The 17,077-nt window shown below is 63.4% G+C and carries 15 protein-coding genes; 10 read left to right on the top strand and 5 right to left on the bottom strand.

Annotation, left to right across the window (positions count from 1 at the left end; translation table 11 throughout):
- Positions 1-12: 12 nt before the first annotated feature.
- The 3 genes from ccoG to BN1124_RS19445 all read left to right on the top strand — a co-directional run bounded on the left by ccoG (position 13) and on the right by BN1124_RS19445 (position 3,452).
- Complete coding sequence (ccoG, locus tag BN1124_RS19455; RefSeq protein ID WP_042644649.1) at positions 13-1,461, top strand: cytochrome c oxidase accessory protein CcoG; 1,449 nt, start codon at positions 13-15, stop codon at positions 1,459-1,461.
- Between the two features lie 87 nt (positions 1,462-1,548).
- Complete coding sequence (locus BN1124_RS19450; RefSeq protein WP_042644646.1) at positions 1,549-2,538, top strand: serine/threonine protein kinase; 990 nt, start codon at positions 1,549-1,551, stop codon at positions 2,536-2,538.
- A 305-nt stretch (positions 2,539-2,843) separates the two neighbouring features.
- The gene (locus BN1124_RS19445) at positions 2,844-3,452 is read left to right on the top strand and encodes a thiol:disulfide interchange protein DsbA/DsbL (protein ID WP_042644645.1); all 609 of its coding nucleotides are present in this window, start codon (positions 2,844-2,846) and stop codon (positions 3,450-3,452) included.
- 64 nt (positions 3,453-3,516) lie between these two features.
- Here the strand turns inward: BN1124_RS19445 and pncB are convergent, their stop codons facing one another.
- Positions 3,517-4,695: a nicotinate phosphoribosyltransferase gene (gene pncB / locus BN1124_RS19440; protein WP_042644644.1), complete on the bottom strand. Its 1,179-nt coding sequence runs from the start codon at positions 4,693-4,695 to the stop codon at positions 3,517-3,519.
- Positions 4,696-4,766: 71 nt separating this feature from the next.
- A complete protein-coding gene (locus BN1124_RS19435) occupies positions 4,767-5,402 on the bottom strand; it encodes a nicotinamidase (RefSeq protein ID WP_042644643.1) in 636 nt (211 codons plus the stop codon).
- A 74-nt stretch (positions 5,403-5,476) separates the two neighbouring features.
- On the opposite strand from BN1124_RS19435, the gene BN1124_RS19430 reads away from it, so the two are divergent.
- Positions 5,477-6,127: an NUDIX hydrolase gene (locus tag BN1124_RS19430; RefSeq protein WP_042644642.1), complete on the top strand. Its 651-nt coding sequence runs from the start codon at positions 5,477-5,479 to the stop codon at positions 6,125-6,127.
- A gap of 109 nt (positions 6,128-6,236) precedes the next feature.
- Positions 6,237-6,719: a 2-thiouracil desulfurase family protein gene (locus BN1124_RS19425; RefSeq protein WP_042644641.1), complete on the top strand. Its 483-nt coding sequence runs from the start codon at positions 6,237-6,239 to the stop codon at positions 6,717-6,719.
- Here BN1124_RS19425 and BN1124_RS19420 read toward each other — a convergent pair.
- The 3 genes from BN1124_RS19420 to BN1124_RS19410 form a co-directional block, all read right to left on the bottom strand.
- The gene (locus BN1124_RS19420; RefSeq protein WP_042644640.1) at positions 6,668-7,618 is read right to left on the bottom strand and encodes an acyltransferase; all 951 of its coding nucleotides are present in this window, start codon (positions 7,616-7,618) and stop codon (positions 6,668-6,670) included. The two genes, BN1124_RS19425 and BN1124_RS19420, sit on opposite strands and share 52 nt — an antisense overlap.
- Before the next feature lie 9 nt (positions 7,619-7,627).
- A complete protein-coding gene (locus BN1124_RS19415; protein ID WP_042644639.1) occupies positions 7,628-8,527 on the bottom strand; it encodes an acyltransferase in 900 nt (299 codons plus the stop codon).
- A gap of 138 nt (positions 8,528-8,665) precedes the next feature.
- Positions 8,666-10,180 (bottom strand): YifB family Mg chelatase-like AAA ATPase, encoded by a 1,515-nt coding sequence (locus tag BN1124_RS19410; protein ID WP_042644638.1) that lies wholly within the window; start codon positions 10,178-10,180, stop codon positions 8,666-8,668.
- A 383-nt stretch (positions 10,181-10,563) separates the two neighbouring features.
- Between BN1124_RS19410 and ilvG the strand changes: the two genes are divergently transcribed.
- The 5 genes from ilvG (at position 10,564) to ilvA (ending at position 16,930) form a co-directional block, all read left to right on the top strand.
- The gene (gene ilvG, locus BN1124_RS19405) at positions 10,564-12,210 is read left to right on the top strand and encodes an acetolactate synthase 2 catalytic subunit (protein WP_042644637.1); all 1,647 of its coding nucleotides are present in this window, start codon (positions 10,564-10,566) and stop codon (positions 12,208-12,210) included.
- Complete coding sequence (gene ilvM / locus BN1124_RS19400; protein ID WP_042644635.1) at positions 12,207-12,467, top strand: acetolactate synthase 2 small subunit; 261 nt, start codon at positions 12,207-12,209, stop codon at positions 12,465-12,467. The genes ilvG and ilvM overlap by 4 nt, the downstream gene beginning before the upstream one ends.
- Before the next feature lie 12 nt (positions 12,468-12,479).
- Positions 12,480-13,421 (top strand): branched-chain amino acid transaminase, encoded by a 942-nt coding sequence (locus tag BN1124_RS19395; protein WP_042644633.1) that lies wholly within the window; start codon positions 12,480-12,482, stop codon positions 13,419-13,421.
- 143 nt (positions 13,422-13,564) lie between these two features.
- Positions 13,565-15,406 carry a dihydroxy-acid dehydratase gene (gene ilvD / locus BN1124_RS19390; RefSeq protein WP_042644631.1) on the top strand — a complete coding sequence of 614 codons (1,842 nt, stop codon included), beginning with the start codon at positions 13,565-13,567 and terminating at the stop codon, positions 15,404-15,406.
- Positions 15,407-15,409: 3 nt separating this feature from the next.
- On the top strand, positions 15,410-16,930 hold the full coding sequence (gene ilvA, locus BN1124_RS19385) for a threonine ammonia-lyase, biosynthetic (RefSeq protein ID WP_042644629.1): 1,521 nt from the start codon (positions 15,410-15,412) through the stop codon (positions 16,928-16,930).
- Positions 16,931-17,077 lie beyond the last annotated feature (147 nt).

Genomic DNA, 17,077 nt, shown 5'->3' with positions numbered 1-17,077 from the left:
CGATGTGCTGCAATGGCCGACCAGGACAAGATCGATATCAAGGATGTCACCGGCGATGTTACCGGGACCTTCAATCCCAACACCTTCAAAGCCAGCGATGACAGGTTCAATCCGGGCAACCGCATCTATGTGAGATCCCAGACCGGCTACTGGCAGCGGGTGCGCAAGGCCATGGGCTGGTTCTTCGTCGCCCTCTTTGTCGCCCTGCCCTGGTTGCGCTACGACGGCCGTCAGGCCGTGCTGTTCGATCTCGAGCACCAGCAGTTCCACATCTTCGGTGCCACCATCTGGCCGCAGGATCTGACCCTGCTCGCCTGGGTCTTCATGATCGCCGCCTTCGCCCTCTTCTTCGTGACGACTTTCCTCGGCCGGGTCTGGTGTGGCTACCTCTGCCCGCAGACGGTGTGGACCTTCATGTTCATCTGGTTTGAGGAGAAGCTGGAAGGCTCCGCCAACAAGCGCCGCAAGCTGGATGCCGCCCCCTGGAGCGGCGAGAAGCTGGCCCGCAAGGGGGCCAAGCACCTGGCCTGGATCCTGCTGTCGCTGGGCACCGGCCTCACCTTCGTGGCCTATTTCCAGGACGTGTATCAGCTGGTGCCGGACTTCTTCACCCTGCAGGCGAGTGGTTGGGTCATCTTCTGGGCGCTGTTCTTCGCCGCCTGTACCTACGGCAACGCCGGTTGGATGCGCGCCATCATGTGCATCCACATGTGCCCCTATGCCCGCTTCCAGTCCGCCATGTTCGACAAGGACACCTACATCGTCGGCTATGACGCCAAGCGTGGTGAGGCGCGCGGCCCCCGTGCTCGCAAGGCGGATCCCAAGGCGCTGGGGCTGGGGGACTGCATCGACTGCGATCTCTGCGTCCAGGTCTGCCCGACCGGCATCGATATCCGTGACGGCCTGCAATACGAGTGCATCAACTGCGGCGCCTGCGTCGATGCCTGCGACCAGACCATGGACAGGATGGGTTATCCGAAGGGGCTCATCAGCTACACCACCGAACACAAGCTGGCCCACAACTCCACTCAGGTGGCGCGGCCCAAGCTGCTCGGCTACGGCCTGGTGATGGTGATCATGCTGGGGGTCTTCGTTTACAACGCCATGTCCATCATGCCCATGGGGCTCGACATACTGCGGGATCGCAACCAGCTGTTCCGGGAGAACAGCGAGGGGCTCATCGAGAACACCTATACCCTCAAGATCCTCAACAAGACCCTGCAGCCCCAGCGCTACCAGCTGGACGTGGAAGGCTTGCCGGAATACCAGTGGTTCGGCCCACGGGAGGTGACCCTGAAGGCGGGCGAGATCTACACCCTGCCGGTCAGTCTGGCGGTGGATCCCTTCAACCTGAAGAAGCCGACCCTGGATATCCAGTTCGTGCTCAAACGGGAAGGGGCCGCCGCGGATGACAGCAAGGGCTCTCTGCGTCAGGCCAGCAAGTTTATCAGCCGGTTGTGACGGCTGGTGCGCGAGATGGCGGGTGAGTTTTAGCCGCCATCTGGGGCAGTGTTGAGATAGAATGGGGCGCAACAGCGCCCCTTTCTCATGGTGGATGACATGCGTTTCAACTATTCCGACCTCAATCCCGATCTCATCATGGATGCTATCGATCTCAGCGGCCTGCGCATCGATTCCGGCCTCATCGAACTCAATAGTTACGAGAACCGGGTCTACCAGTTTCAGGACGAAGATCGCCGCCGCTACGTGGTGAAATTCTATCGTCCCGGCCGCTGGAGCCGGGCCCAGATCCTGGAGGAGCACGGCTTCGCAGCTCGCCTCAACGAGTCCGAGATCCCGGTAGCGGCGCCCCTGAGCTTCGCTGGCGAAACCCTGCTGGAGCATCAGGGCTACCCCTTCGCCATCTGGCAGAGTGTCGGCGGTCGCCAGTTCGAGGTGGACAACCTGGAGCAGCTGGAGTGGGTGGGGCGTTACCTCGGCCGCATCCACCGCATAGGTGCCAGCCGGCCGTTCCATCACAGGGTCAGGCTGGATGTGGAGAGCATGTTGCACGAGCCGCGTCAGCTGCTGGCGGCCGGGGAGTGGGTACCGAGCGGACTGGCCAAGCAGTTCTTCGGGGTGCTGGATGAGCTGATCCGCCACGTGTGCGACGCCATGACCCTGGACGTGGCCCAGATCTCCCTGCACGGGGACTGCCACCCCGGCAACATACTGTGGCGCGACGGTCCCATGTTCGTGGATCTGGATGACTGCCGCACCGGTCCCGCCATTCAGGACTTGTGGATGCTGCTCAGCGGCGATCGCAACGAGCAACTGATCCAGCTCGATACCCTGCTGGCGGGTTACGAGGAGTTCATGGAGTTCGACTCGCGGGAGCTGGCGTTGATAGAGCCCCTGCGGGCCATGCGCATCGTCCACTACATGGCCTGGCTGGCCCGACGCTGGGAAGATCCGGCCTTCCCCCGCCACTTCCCCTGGTTCAACAGCGACCACTACTGGCACCAGCAGATCGCCACCCTGCACGATCAGCTGGAGGCCTTGAAGGCTCCGCCGCTGAGCCTGATGCCGGATTGGTGATACGCGTGAATGGTCATGGGCGCTGCAGTTCGCCAGCCCTCTGGATAATCAGTTGGAGGTCTTGAAGGCTCCGCCGCTGAGCCTGATGCCGGACTGGTGAGACGACCCTGCCCAAGTTGCTTATCTGAGAGAGGGGGAGGAGACCTGGCAGTCCTCCTCTGTCATTGACGGCGGGGCTGTGACGTAGCCAATGCCTTGCGCTGCCAGCCCGCCTTTGTCATTGACGTTGGCGGAGGGACACAATAGGCTTGGACTGCTTCGGTTCGCCGGGCGTGCCTCACAGTGATCCCTTAACAGGAAACGTCATGAAAAAAGTACTATTTTTCCTCGCTACCATGCTGATGATCCCCATGGTTCACGCCGCCCCGGAATTCAAGGAAGGCGTCAACTATGACGTGGTCAAGCAGACCGGCAGTGCCCAACCGGAAGTGCTGGAGTTCTTCTCCTACCTCTGCCCGCACTGCGCCAAGTTCGAACCGATCGCCGAGGATCTGAAGAAGAGCCTGCCGGAAGGCGTGCCGATGAAGAAGAACCCGGTGGCCTTCCTGGGTCGCGAGATGGGTCCTGAGTTCCAGCGTGCCTACGCCGTTGCGAACCTGCTGAACGTGGAAGGCAAGCTGACCCCGGTCATCTTCGACAAGATCCACACCCAGAAGCAGGTTCCGCAGAGCCGCGGCGATCTGAAGCAGATCTTCGTGGACAGCGGCGTGCCGGCCGAAGAGTTCGACGGTGCCGTCGACAGCTTCGCCGTGTCCGGCATGGTTTCCCAGTTCGATCGCAACACCGAGAGCTACAACGTGCGCGGCGTGCCGGCCTTCCTGGTCAATGGCAAGTACATGGTGAAGATTGAATCCATCACTTCCCAGGAGCAGTTCAACCAGCTGGTGAAATTCCTGCTGGCCAAGAAAGACTGATCCCGTCTGATCCCATGAAAAAAGCCCGTCGGTGCAAACCGGCGGGCTTTTTGTTTGTTGGGGATCAGACCCCGACGTGGAAGGCCTGCTTGAGGTTGCGGATGAAGTCCGCATCCCGGCACAGGGTCTTGCCGGGGCTGTCGGAAATCTTGGCGACCGGGCCGCCGTTGCACTCCATCAGCTTGAACACGATGTTCATGGGGGTGACGCCGGGCAGATCGCAGGTGAGTTTGGTGCCGATGCCGAAGCTGGTATTGATGCGACCACGGAAGTGGCGGAACAGCTGCACCGCCTTGTCGAGGTTGAGGCCGTCGGAGAACACCAGGGTCTTGTCGGTGGGATCGATGCCGAGCCGCTGATAGTGGCTGATGGCCTTCTCCCCCCACACCACGGGATCGCCGGAGTCGTGGCGCAGCCCCTGGTAGCGGCTGGCCAGCTCGAAGTCGAAGTCCCGCAGGAAGGCATCCATGGTGATGCAGTCGGTCAGGGCGATGCCGAGGTGGTTGGTGAACTCGTCCAGCCAGCTGGTGAGGGCCGCGCGCTGGCTGTGCTCCAGTGGGAAGCCGAGCTGCTGGTGGGCCTGGAACCACTCGTGGGCCTGGGTGCCCACCGCCGGCAGCCCGTACTTCTGGGCCAGCATGTAGTTGCTGGTGCCACGAAACGCCGGCAGGCGCTCCTTGAGGCGGCCCACTACGGCATCCTGCACCGCGTGGGAGAAGCGGCGGCGGGTACCGAAGTCGATGAGGTTGAACTCGCTCATCTCCTCCCGGCTCAGGGTCTGTTCCAGTTTGTCTATCTTCTGGTCCAGCCGGGTCAGGGCGTGGCTCACCCCGAACTGGGGATAGCGGAAGCGATTGCGCATCTCGCTGATGATGGCGAGCACCGGGATCTCCCACAGGATCACATCCTGCCAGGGGCCTTCCACGCGGACGTTGATGCGGCCATCTTGCTCAAACACCCGCAATAATGAGGCGTCCAGCGGCTTGCGGCGCAGGTGATCCAGGTAGTCGGCGGTGAAGAAGGGGCGCTCGGCCAGGAAGTTGAGCTCGGGTCTGGTCAACCGCAATGAGCCGGCGAGCCGCAGCTGCTCCTCGATCTGGCCCATCATAGGCAGCAGATCCTCGTCGTTGCGGCTGTGGAACTCGGCCACCACCTCGGCATCCGGATAGCGATGGAAGACGGCCTGCTGCATGTGCAGCTTGTAGGCATCGGTGTCGAGCAGGCTGGTGAGGATCGGAGGCATATCAGACTCCTCGCAGGCGGGTGAGGGCAGCGGATAACTCCTGCAAACGGATGAGGGTCGTGAGGGGCATATCAGGCGTCCAGCAGGCGTTGTACATCGGTCAGGGTCTGGGCCAGCTCGGCCCCGGCCTCGATCATCTGGGTGTGGGCAAGGGCGACGGTGCCGGCGGCGATGCCGCGGCAGGCATCGAGGTGCACTATCACTCTCAGCCCGGCCCGGCGCAGTTGCAGCACGCTGGTCTTGACGCAGTAGTCGGTGGCGAGGCCGCCAACCAGCACGGTATCGACGCCGCGCGAGTGCAGAAACTCGATGAGGCCGGTGCTGCGTCTCTCGGCCAAGTCGTGGAAGCAGGCGCCATAGGGATGCAGATCCGGTTCGACCCCCTTCCAGACGAAGAAGTCGTAATCGATGGGGGCGGGCAGGCCATCGAGCAGCTCGAAGCCCGGGGTGCCCGGCACGCAGTGCACCGGCCAGCTGAGATCGGCGTTGGGCAGGGTCAGTGGCTGCAGCGCGGCGGCCGGATGGGTGACGGCCCAGACGGCATTGCGGGGATGGGCATCCTTGCTGCCTGCGCGCAGGCTGGCGAGGCGGGCCTGAGCGTTGAGCGCAGCCACAATATCATCCCCGCCCGCGACGGGCAGTTCGGTCGGACAGAGGGGGGTGAACCCCTTCTGCGCATCAATATCCAGGCTGGCGACGGTTCCCATGATTGGCTCCTGCACATATTATTCTTGTGATATTATCTACCAAACATTATTAGAAGGCGAGCAGGTCGACCAAGATGCCGAGAATGAGTCTGGATATGGTGGTGCTGCGGTTGAACGAGGAGCGACTCGAGTTGCTACTCGAGACCCGCGATCGCCCTCCCTTTGCCCAATGCTGGCAGTTGCCCGCGCTGCGTATCGACGAGACGCGGGACAGGGATCTGGACGCCGCCCGCCACCGCCTGCTGGCGGAGTGGGGGCTTGGCCATTGCTACAGCGAGCAGGTCTGCACCCTCGGCAACCTGGAGCGGGATCCGCGCGGCTGGTCGACCACGCTCGTTTATCTGTGCCTGGTGGAACCCGAGGTGGAGGTGCTCCGCGGTCGCTGGCATCCACTCTGTGAGCTGCCGGGGCTCAGCCTCGCCTTCGATCATGCCCGGCTGATCGCCGTGGGGCTGGAGCGACTGCGCATCAAGAGCCGCTACAGCACCCTGCCGCTGCAACTGCTGGGGCCCGAGTTCACGCTCTCCGAGGTGCAGCGCGCCTTCGAGCTCATCTTGCAGACCCCGATGAACACGGCGGCATTTCGCAAGCGGATCCATCGCGCCGACATCCTGGTGGATACCGGCCGCAAGCGTACCGGCAAGCAGCGCCCCGCCATCCTCTACCGGCTGGAGAGCCCCTGCTGCGTGATGTTCGATCAGGTGATGAATGGAGCCGAAGCATGACGCTGATCAAGCCCAAGGTGTTGGTCAGTGCCTGTCTGCTGGGCCAAGTTTCGCTGCATTACGACGGCCAGGCTCAGGGTCATCTCATCAGCCTGTCAGGAACCAAACCATGAAGGGAATTGCATCACCCAAGGTACTGGTTAGCGCCTGTCTGCTGGGTCAGCCGGTGCGTTACGACGGCCAGAGCAAGGGCATCGTCACCGACTGGCTGAAGACGCTGGGGGCCGAGGGCAGGGCGCTGGCGTTCTGCCCCGAGGTGGCCGGTGGCCTGCCCACCCCTCGTCCCCCCGCCGAGCGGCAGGGGGAGCGGGTGGTGACCGCAAGCGGGCTGGATGTGACGGTGGAATTTGATCGTGGCGCCGAACTGGCGCTGCAACTCTGCCAGGCCCAGGGCATTCGCTTCGCCCTGCTCAAGGAGGGTAGCCCCTCCTGTGGCAGCGGCCGCATCTACAACGGCCGCTTCGAGGGCACCTCCATGGCGGGTGAGGGCAAGACCACGGCCCTGCTGCGCCGCCACGGCATCCAAGTCTTCTCGGAGGATCAGTTGCCGGAGTTGGCCTCGGCACTCGCCTTGGCGGCTACCTCCGCCTGACTCAGGGCATCGGCCTCCTGCCACTGGGCCAGGGTCCTGTCCTTCTCCTGCCAGCGCTGGTTCAGCCACTGCTGGAAGCCGCGCTTGAACTGCTTGTCGTTGAAGTAATCCCCCACCAGCTGCTCGTCCACGGGCAGCTCCTCGATGCGCACCCGGATACGCTTCATCCGCCCCATCAGGAAGTCCTTGAAGGGCGTCTCGCTGTTGTCCGGGTAACTGATGGTGACGTTGATCAGGCTGTCGAACTGCTCCCCCATGGCCGCCAGGGTGAAGGCCAGCCCCGCCGCCTTGGGGGGCATCAGGTAACGATAGGGTGAGCGCACAGCGTCCCGCTTGGGCTCGGTGAAGCGGGTGCCTTCCACGAAGTTGATGACGGTGGTGGGGATGTGGCGAAACTTCTCGCAGGCCTTGCGCGTGGTCTCTATGTCCTGGCCCCGCAGGTGCGGGTTGCGCAGTAAAAATTCCCTCGAATAGCGGCGCATGAAGGGCATGTCCAGCCCCCAGCAGGCCAGCCCCATCAGCGGTATATAGATAAGTTCGTGCTTCATGAAGAACTTGGGCACCGGCAGCCGGTCGCGGAACAGGTGACCCAGCACCACTATGTCGGTCCAGCTCATGTGGTTGCTGACGATTAGATACCAGCCATCCTTGCGCAGCCGGCTATCGTCTTCGATCTGCCACTCGATGCGGGTGGTGAGGCGGATGACGAAGGCGTTGCAGCCCAGCCAGAAGCGCATGATGCCGTTGTTGATCCGGCTGCAGGCGCGGCTGAGAGCCGGGATCGGCAGCAGCTTGAGCAAGGAAACCAGCAGGATCAGGCTGGAGACCAGGATGATGAACAATATGGTCAGGCTGGCGCTGATGAGCATCACCAGCGGGCCGGGCAGAAAGGTTAGCATGGGTGTCGTTTACTGTGTCTCGTCCGCCAGCAGCTGGCTCAGGGTCTGGTCCTTCTCGTGCCAGATCCCGTTCAACCACTGTTGAAACTCTTGTTGGAACTCGGGGTCATTGAAGTAATCCCCCACCAGATTGCGTTCGATCGGCAGAAAGCGGACCCGAACCTTGATCTCCTTGACCCGACCACACATGAAGTCCCAGTAACTGGGGATACCGCCCGGATAGGCGATGGTCACATCCACCAGCTTGTGCAGTTGATCCCCCATGGCCGCCAGGGTAAAGGCGACGCCCCCTGCCCTCGGGTGCAGCAGGTGGCGATAGGGGGCGGCCTGCTTGTCATGCTTGTGAGCGGTGAAGCGGGTGCCCTCCACGAAGTTCATCACACTCACCGGAATGTGGCGGAACTTGGCACAGGCCTTGCGCGTCGTTTCTATGTCTTTTCCCTTCAAATGGGGGCGTTTTTCCAGAAATTTACGGGAATAACGTCGCATGAAGGGGAAGTCCAGCGCCCACCAGGCCAGACCGAGAAAAGGTACCCAAATCAGTTCTTTCTTGAGGAAAAACTTCAGGAAGGGGATTTTCTGATTAAAAATCCGCTGTAATACCAGTATGTCGACCCAGGATTGATGGTTGGCAATCACCATATACCACTCATTCCGGCTCCCTTTGTCCAGTCCGACCACCTCAAAAGGTGTCCTGATGATGACTTTCTGGATCAGATTATTGAAACCTATCCAGCAACTGGCGCAGCCATCCAGCAGGGCGTTGCAGAGGGTGCGCCAGCCCTTGAGCGGCAGCAGCAGCTTGAGCAGGCCGAGCAGCAGGATGGGGACAAACCAGAACAGGGTGTTGAGAAAATAGAGCAGGGTCGAGAGGCTGCCACGCAGCCGCTCTATCAGCTTGTTTTGCATGAGTCGGATCCGTTTTCTTGTCGGTGGGCGACCATCAAGTGGTCTGATCTGTGGCCATAATACCAGCCGATGCGCCGCGAGACTATGTGTGGCCTCCATGCACCACATGGGACTCACTACTCCTAAAACCCCCGCAATTCAACTGCTGTGCAGCCGTGACAGCAACCTGTCCATGGCCCTGTAGCCGAGCGCCTCGATCAGATGTTCCTTGCCGATACCGGGCTGGCCCGCCAGATCGGCTATGGTGCGCGACACCCGCAGGATGCGGTGCCAGGCCCGGATGCTGAGCCCCAGCTTCTGGATGGCTCCCTCCAGAAATTCGGCATCCTGCGGCGATAGTCGGCAAATGTCTTCGATCTCACGGCTATCCAACAGGTTGTTGAGCTTGCCGTTGCGGGCCAGCATCCGCTCCCGCGCCCCTAGCACCCGTTCACGGATCTGCTGGCTAGACTCGCCGCGCTCCACCTTGCCGGTGAGGCTGCCCTTGGGCAGCAGCGGCACCTCCACCGTCAGGTCGAATCTGTCGAGGAAAGGGCCCGAGAGTTTGCCGAGGTAGCGCAGGATCTGATCCGGGCTGGAGCGGGTCTGGCCATCGCCGTAGTGGCCGCAGGGGCTGGGATTCATGGCGCCGATCAGCTGGAAACGGGCGGGAAAATCCACCTGACGGGCGGCCCGGCTGATGGTGATGTGGCCGGTCTCCAGCGGCTCGCGCAGGGAGTCGAGCACCTTGCGCTCGAACTCCGGCAGCTCGTCGAGAAACAGCACCCCGTTGTGGGCCAGGGATATTTCACCGGGTCTCGGGTGGCTGCCACCCCCCACCAGGGCCACGGCGGAGGCGCTGTGATGGGGTGTGCGATAGGGCCTGTGGTGCCAGTGGCCGGCGCGCGGGGTCAGGCCGCCGATGGAGTGGATGGCGGCGGTCTGCTGCGCCTCCTGCTCGCTCAGCGGCGGCAAGATACCGGGCAGGCGGCTCGCCAGCATGCTCTTGCCGGTGCCGGGCGGGCCGATGAACAGCAGGTTGTGGCTGCCGGCGGCGGCGATCTCCAGCGCCCGCTTGGCCTGGGATTGGCCGATCACATCCTGCAGGTCCGGCACATCGGGCAGGGCATCCGTGGTCTGGGGATCCGGCAGCGGCAGTTCATACTGACCCGCCAGCCAGGCGGTGACCGCCAACAGTTGATGAGCGGTGCGCACCTCGGCGTCCTGAATGAGGGAGGCCTCGGGGCCATTCTCTCGCGGCACCAACAGGGTACGGCCCGCGTCGCGGCAGGCGAGCACCGCCGGCAGCACCCCGAGTACGGGGCGGATCTCGCCGGTCAGCGCCAACTCTCCCAAAAATTCGTGATCGAGCAGGTATTTTGCCGGTATCTGCTTGGAAGCGGCGAGGATGCCGATGGCGATGGCCAGATCGAACCGGCCTCCCTCCTTGGGCAGGTCGGCGGGGGCCAGATTGACCGTGATGTGCTTGCTCGGAAACTCGAAGTTGCCGTTGAGCAGGGCGCTGCGCACCCGATCCCGCGACTCCTTCACCGAGGTTTCCGGCAGCCCCACCATGTTGAAGGCGGGCAAGCCGTTGGAGAGGTGCACTTCCACCGTGACTTGCGGCGCCGCTATCCCCAGGCTGGCACGGCTATAAACCACAGCTAATGACATAAATCCCGTCCTTGGTTTGATGTATATGCTGGTTAACCGTTTTTTATTAGTTTTTTGTGCCAGTTAGAGGCACTGGACTCGCTTTAAACCAGGATCTTGTCAGGTAAAAAACGCTTGCCCAATAAAAATCACCGTGCTAGTTCTAATAGCCATTCGCGGTAAGAACCGCCCCCATTTCACAGGATTTCCGGTTGTAACTATGAACATGGCCTCCCGTTTCGTCAGCATTATCGTGGTCCTAGTGGTGATTATTATCTCACCGCTCGGGGCTCGTTTAGCTGCACGGAACAAGGGATAGACCCACCACCGGACAGAACGAAACAAGCGACCCCCGAGCCTCACGGCCCGGGGGTTTTTTTTCGACCAAAGGACAGGATTTCCACATGAACGGCGCGCAGTTTTTGGTACAGGCTCTCAAGAAACAGGGTGTGACTCAGGTGTTTGGTTACCCGGGCGGGGCCATCATGCCGGTCTACGACGCCCTGTATGACGGTGGCCTGGCCCATCAGCTCTGTCGTCACGAGCAGGGCGCCGCCATGGCGGCGGTAGGCTATGCCCGCGCCTCCGGTCAGGTGGGCGTCTGCATCGCCACCTCGGGCCCGGGTGCCACCAATCTGGTGACCGGCTTGGCCGAGGCGCTGCTGGACTCTGTGCCCCTGGTGGCCATCAGCGGCCAGGTGGCTTGCGCCGCCGTGGGGACAGATGCCTTCCAGGAGGTGGACGTGCTCGGCATGTCTCTCTCCTGCACCAAGCACTCCTTCATGGTGACCGACCCTGCGGATCTGGGACGGGTGCTGGCGGAAGCCTTCGCCATCGCCACCTCGGGTCGCCCGGGCCCCGTGCTCATCGATTTCCCCAAGGACATCCAGCTGGCCCCTGTGCCGACGCAGAGCCCCCTGTTTGCGGTGGAGGAGCCAGAGCCCCTCAACCCGGCCGAGATCAATGCGGCCCGCGCCCTGCTCGGAGCTGCCGAGCGCCCGGTGCTCTACGTCGGTGGCGGCGTGGGCATGGCCAATGCCGAGAGCCAGCTGCGAGACTTTGCCGCTGCCACCGGCATGCCGGCGGTCACCACCCTCAAGGGCATAGGGGCGCTGGAACCCGACAGCGCCGTTTATCTCGGCATGCTTGGCATGCACGGCACCAAGGCCGCGAACTACGCGGTGCAGCAGTGTGATCTGCTGCTGGTGGTGGGCGCCCGTTTCGATGATCGGGTGACCGGCAAGCTGGACGAGTTTGCCCCCCACGCCAGAGTCATCCATCTGGACGTGGACGCCGCCGAGTTCGGCAAGCGCCGCGCCGCCGAGGTGGGCATCACCACGGACCTTACCCTGGTGCTGCCGGCGCTGGCCATGGCCCTCGACATCGCCCCCTGGCGCGAACACTGCGCCACCATGGCCCGGGAATATGCGTTCCGCTACGACCACCCCGGCCAGCCCATCTATGCCCCGGCCCTGCTGAAAGAGCTCTCAGCTCGCCTGCCCGACAGCAGCGTGGTGGCCTGCGACGTGGGTCAGCACCAGATGTGGGTGGCCCAGCACATGCGCTTCACCAGCCCGCGCAACCACCTCTCCAGCGCCGGCCTCGGCACCATGGGTTTCGGTCTGCCCGCTGCCATCGGCGCCAAGATGGCGCGGCCGGAAGATGAGGTGGTGCTGGTGAGCGGCGACGGCTCCTTCATGATGAACGTGCAGGAGCTCGGCACTATCCGCCGCGCCCAGCTCAAGGTGAAGATGGTGCTGATCGACAATCAGCGGCTCGGCATGGTGCGCCAGTGGCAGGAGCTGTTCTTCGACGGCCGCTACAGCGAGACCATACTCACCGATAACCCGGACTTCATCGCCCTGGCTGCCGCCTTCGGCATCCCGGGGGAGACCATCAGATGCAAGGAGGAGATAGCGCCGGCCCTGGGCCGCCTGCTGGCAAGCGAGAGCGCCTACCTGCTGCATGTCGCCATTTCAGAGGAAGAAAACGTCTGGCCCCTGGTCCCGCCAGGTGTCGCCAACCACAAGATGATGGAGCAACGTCCATGAACCAGCACAGACTGCATATCCACGCCCGACCCACGCCCGAAGTGATGGAGCGGGTGCTGCGAGTGGTACGCCACCGTGGCTTCGCGCTCTGCGCCCTCAACATGGAGGTGGGCGCCGAGCAAGATTGCCAACAACTGCGGATCACGGTTACTGTCGAGTCGGTGCGTCCCATCCAGCAGTTATGGAGCCAGCTGGTCAAGCTGGCGGACGTCTCCCGGGTCGAGGCACTGGAACAGCCATCCCGGATCAGCGCTTAAGGAGCAAAGCCAATGTCACAGCCTTCCCACCCGCAATACATCTGGTTCAACGGCAGCCTGGTGCCCTGGCAAGATGCCCAGGTTCACGTCATGAGCCACGCCCTGCACTACGGCTCCTCGGTATTCGAGGGGGTGCGTGCCTACGACACCCCTAAAGGCACCTGCATCTTCCGCCTGCAGGAGCACACCCGCCGGCTGTTCGACTCCGCCAAGATCTACTGGATGGATGTGCCCTACAGCGAGGCCGAGGTGAACGAAGCCTGCCGTACCGTGGTGCGCGAGAACGGCCTGAAGAGCGGTTACCTGCGCCCGCTGGCCTTCGTCGGCAACGTGGGGTTGGGGCTGCACCCGCCGCTCGATGCCAAGGCCGATCTCATGGTCGCGGCCCTGCCCTGGGGCGCCTACCTCGGCGAGGAGGGGCTCAAAAACGGGGTGGATGTGTGCGTCACCTCCTGGAGCCGACTCGCGCCGAACACCATTCCCACCGGCGCCAAGGCGGGGGGCAACTATCTGTCGTCTCAGCTGATCAGCCGGGAGGCCAAGCGCAACGGCTTCGCCGAGGGGTTGGCGCTGGACGTGAACGGCTACCTGAGCGAGGGGGCGGGGGAGAACCTGTTCCTGGTGAAGAATGGGGTGCTGTTCACCCCGCCCGCCACCGCCGCCATCTTGCCCGGCATCACCCGCGACACCATCATGACGCTCGCGCGGGATCTGGGGTATGAGGTACGCGAGCAGGCGTTGCCGCGCGAAGCCCTCTATGTGGCAGACGAGATCTTCATGACAGGCACCGCCGCCGAGGTAACCCCGGTGCGCTCGGTGGATCGCATGAAGGTCGGCGCCGGCAGTCGCGGTCCTGTGACCGAGCAGCTGCAGAACGCCTTCTTCGGTCTGTTCAACGGCCAGACCGAGGACAAGTGGGGCTGGCTGACCCCGGTAGATGATAAAGAGTCATAACGATCGATGATGACGGGGAGGCCAGTCCTCCCCGAGTCGTCTCCGCTCAGGGCATGAGTCGTGCTCTCAGCAGGGTCGATTCCGATCCACTTAAATTATCGCCGCATAACGCAGCCCATATGGGCATTCAGGGAGTAGAGAAAATGCCGAAGTTGAGATCCGCCACCACCACCCACGGACGTAACATGGCCGGGGCGCGCGCCCTGTGGCGTGCCACCGGCATGACCGATCAGGATTTCGGCAAGCCCATCATCGCCGTGGTCAACTCCTTCACCCAGTTCGTACCCGGTCACGTGCACCTCAAGGATCTCGGCCAGCTGGTGGCCCGCGAGATCGAGGCCGCCGGCGGGGTTGCCAAGGAATTCAACACCATAGCCGTCGATGACGGCATCGCCATGGGCCACGGCGGCATGCTCTATTCGCTGCCGTCCCGGGAACTGATCGCCGACTCCGTGGAGTACATGGTCAACGCCCACTGCGCTGACGCCATGGTCTGCATCTCCAACTGCGACAAGATCACCCCGGGGATGCTGATGGCTGCCCTGCGTATCAACATTCCGGTGATCTTCGTCTCCGGCGGCCCCATGGAGGCCGGCAAGACCAAGCTGTCGGATCAGATCATCAAGCTGGATCTGGTGGACGCCATGATCCAGGGTGCCGACCCCAAGGTGTCCGACGCCCAGAGCGATCAGATAGAGCGCAGCGCCTGTCCCACCTGCGGCTCCTGCTCCGGCATGTTCACCGCCAACTCCATGAACTGTCTGACCGAGGCGCTGGGCCTCTCCCAGCCGGGCAACGGCTCCATGCTGGCGACTCACTCCGATCGGGAACAGCTGTTCAAGCTGGCTGGTCAGCGCATCGTCGCTTTGGCCAACCGCTACTACCTGCAGGATGACGAGAGCGCCCTGCCGCGCAACATCGCCACCAAGGCGGCGTTCGAGAACGCCATGGCGCTGGACATCGCCATGGGCGGCTCCACCAACACCGTGCTGCACCTGCTGGCGGCGGCCCAGGAGGCCGGGGTGGACTTCACTATGACCGACATCGATCGCATGTCCCGCCGGGTGCCCCAGCTGTGCAAGGTCGCGCCTTCCACCCAGAAGTACCACATGGAAGACGTGCACCGCGCCGGTGGCGTGGTCGCCATCCTGGGCCAGCTGGAGAAGGCCGGGCTGGTGCACGGGGATACCCGCAACGTGCTCGGCACCAGCTTGCACGAGCTGCTGGAGCAGTACGACGTCAGCCGCTGCGATGACAAGGCGGTGCACGACTTCTATCGCGCCGGCCCGGCCGGCATCCGCACCACCAAGGCGTTCAGCCAGAGCTGCCGCTGGCCCGAGCTGGATCTGGACCGTGCCGAGGGCTGCATCCGCTCCCTGGACAACGCCTACAGCCTGGAAGGCGGCCTGGCCGTGCTCTCCGGCAACCTTGCCCTGAACGGCGCCATCGTCAAGACCGCCGGGGTGGATGAAGAGAACCTCTGCTTCCGCGGCCCGGCCCGGGTGTTCGAGAGCCAGGACACGGCGGTGGCCGGCATCCTGGATGGCACTGTGCAGGCCGGTGAGGTGGTGGTGATCCGCTACGAAGGGCCCAAGGGCGGCCCCGGCATGCAGGAGATGCTCTACCCCACCACCTATCTCAAATCCATGGGCCTCGGCAAGGCGTGCGCGCTGATCACCGACGGTCGTTTCTCCGGCGGTACCTCGGGCCTCTCCATCGGTCACGTCTCCCCCGAGGCGGCCTCCGGCGGCACCATAGGGCTGGTGGAGGATGGGGACATCATCAACATCAACATCCCGGCCCGCAGCATGGTGCTGGAAGTGGCCGACAGCGTGCTGGCCATGCGCCGCGCCGCCGTCGAGGCCCGTGGCTGGAAACCGCTGAACCGTCAGCGTCAGGTCTCCTACGCCCTGCGTGCCTACGCCATGCTCGCCACCAGCGCAGATAAAGGCGCGGTGCGCGACCTCAGCAAGCTGGAGGAATAGGACATGGTTTCAGCGGCAGATTATCTACGCAAGGTGTTGCTCTCCCCCGTCTATGAGGCGGCGCGGGTGACCCCCTTGCAGACCCTTAAAAAATTGTCCGAGCGGCTCGGCAACCAGGTCTCCCTCAAGCGGGAAGACTTGCAACCGGTGCACTCCTTCAAGCTACGCGGTGCCTATCACAAGATCGCGACCTTAAGCGCCGAGCAGAAGGCGAATGGCGTGGTGGCGGCCTCGGCCGGCAACCACGCTCAGGGGGTCGCCCTGTCGGCGGCCAAGCTCGGCATCAAGGCCATCATAGTGATGCCCAAGACCACGCCGGACATCAAGATCGATGCGGTGCGCCGCCTGGGCGGCAACGTCATGCTGTTTGGCAACAGCTTCGACGAGGCCTACGGCGAGAGTCGCCGCCTCGCCGAACTGGAGGGCTACACCCTGATACCGCCGTTCGACGACGTTGAGGTGATCGCGGGCCAGGGCACCATCGGCAAGGAGCTGCTGGAGCAGGACACCCACCTCACCCACGTGTTCGTGCCGGTGGGTGGCGGCGGCCTGGCCGCCGGGGTGGCGGTCTACATCAAGCAGCTGCTGCCGGACGTGAAGGTGATCGGGGTGGAAGCCGAGGGTTCAGCCTGCCTCAAGGCCGCGCTGGCGGCCGGTGAGCCGGTCAACCTGGAGCGGGTCTCGCTGTTTGCGGACGGGGTGGCGGTCAGGCGCATCGGCGAGGAGACCTTCCGCCTGTGCAACCAGTATCTGGACGAGGTGGTGACCGTCTCCAACGACCAGATCTGCGCCGCCTTGAAGGACATCTTCGACGACTGCCGCGCCATCGCCGAGCCGTCGGGTGCCCTGTCGCTGGCCGGGCTCAAGGCCTACAGCGAGCGGGAGCAGGTCAAGGGCGGCCGGATGGCGGCCATACTGTCCGGCGCCAACGTCAACTTCCACAGCCTGCGTTACGTGTCGGAGCGCTGCGAGATCGGCGAGAAGCGCGAGGGCATGCTGGCGGTGACCATCCCCGAGCGCAAGGGGGCCTTCCTCGACTTCTGCCGTCAGCTCGGGCCACGCATGGTGACCGAGTTCAACTACCGCTACGCGGATGCCGTGCAGGCCTCGCTGTTCGTGTCGGTGCGCCTCACCGGCGGCGACGAGGAGCTGACCCAGATCACCGGCCAGCTGGAGGGCAACGGCTATCCGGTGGTCAACATGACCGAGAGCGAGCTGGCCAAGAATCACGTGCGCTACATGATTGGCGGCCGCCCGGCGCGGCCCCTCGGCGAGCGGCTCTACAGCTTCAAGTTCCCGGAGCAACCCGGTGCCCTGATGCGCTTCCTGGAGACCCTCGGTTGTCGCTGGAACATCAGCCTGTTCCACTACCGCAACCACGGCGCCGACTATGGCCGGGTGCTCTGCGCCTTCGAGCTGCCGGACGAGGACGTGGCTTCCTTCCACGACTACCTGCGCGAGATTGGCTACGGCTGGAAGGAGGTGAGCGAGGATCCCGCCTACAGGTTGTTCCTGGCGAGCTAGAGTCGGAGGGACTGAACGCCTAGCCCTGATCCACGACCGGAGAGCCTCGCTCTCCGGTTTTTTATGGTGCGTTGCACGAGGTCGGCGATGGTTGGCAGGAGATGAGCGAGGATCCCATCTACACGGTTGTTCCTGGCGAGCTAGACT

The sequence above is a fragment of the Aeromonas eucrenophila genome, assembly GCF_000819865.1.
In the GTDB taxonomy this organism is placed as follows: Bacteria; Pseudomonadota; Gammaproteobacteria; order Enterobacterales; family Aeromonadaceae; genus Aeromonas; species Aeromonas eucrenophila.
Note: the sequence above shows the minus strand (reverse complement) of the source record. Positions and strands in the feature narration are given on the sequence as shown.

What these genes read in the sequence shown, in the direction of transcription:
- ccoG (WP_042644649.1), top strand. Translation starts at nt 13, where the DNA reads ATGGCCGACCAGGACAAGATCGATATCAAGGATGTCACCGGCGATGTT.
- BN1124_RS19450 (WP_042644646.1), top strand. Translation starts at nt 1,549, where the DNA reads ATGGTGGATGACATGCGTTTCAACTATTCCGACCTCAATCCCGATCTC.
- BN1124_RS19445 (WP_042644645.1), top strand. Translation starts at nt 2,844, where the DNA reads ATGAAAAAAGTACTATTTTTCCTCGCTACCATGCTGATGATCCCCATG.
- pncB (WP_042644644.1), bottom strand. Translation starts at nt 4,695, where the DNA reads ATGCCTCCGATCCTCACCAGCCTGCTCGACACCGATGCCTACAAGCTG.
- BN1124_RS19435 (WP_042644643.1), bottom strand. Translation starts at nt 5,402, where the DNA reads ATGGGAACCGTCGCCAGCCTGGATATTGATGCGCAGAAGGGGTTCACC.
- BN1124_RS19430 (WP_042644642.1), top strand. Translation starts at nt 5,477, where the DNA reads ATGCCGAGAATGAGTCTGGATATGGTGGTGCTGCGGTTGAACGAGGAG.
- BN1124_RS19425 (WP_042644641.1), top strand. Translation starts at nt 6,237, where the DNA reads ATGAAGGGAATTGCATCACCCAAGGTACTGGTTAGCGCCTGTCTGCTG.
- BN1124_RS19420 (WP_042644640.1), bottom strand. Translation starts at nt 7,618, where the DNA reads ATGCTAACCTTTCTGCCCGGCCCGCTGGTGATGCTCATCAGCGCCAGC.
- BN1124_RS19415 (WP_042644639.1), bottom strand. Translation starts at nt 8,527, where the DNA reads ATGCAAAACAAGCTGATAGAGCGGCTGCGTGGCAGCCTCTCGACCCTG.
- BN1124_RS19410 (WP_042644638.1), bottom strand. Translation starts at nt 10,180, where the DNA reads ATGTCATTAGCTGTGGTTTATAGCCGTGCCAGCCTGGGGATAGCGGCG.
- ilvG (WP_042644637.1), top strand. Translation starts at nt 10,564, where the DNA reads ATGAACGGCGCGCAGTTTTTGGTACAGGCTCTCAAGAAACAGGGTGTG.
- ilvM (WP_042644635.1), top strand. Translation starts at nt 12,207, where the DNA reads ATGAACCAGCACAGACTGCATATCCACGCCCGACCCACGCCCGAAGTG.
- BN1124_RS19395 (WP_042644633.1), top strand. Translation starts at nt 12,480, where the DNA reads ATGTCACAGCCTTCCCACCCGCAATACATCTGGTTCAACGGCAGCCTG.
- ilvD (WP_042644631.1), top strand. Translation starts at nt 13,565, where the DNA reads ATGCCGAAGTTGAGATCCGCCACCACCACCCACGGACGTAACATGGCC.
- ilvA (WP_042644629.1), top strand. Translation starts at nt 15,410, where the DNA reads ATGGTTTCAGCGGCAGATTATCTACGCAAGGTGTTGCTCTCCCCCGTC.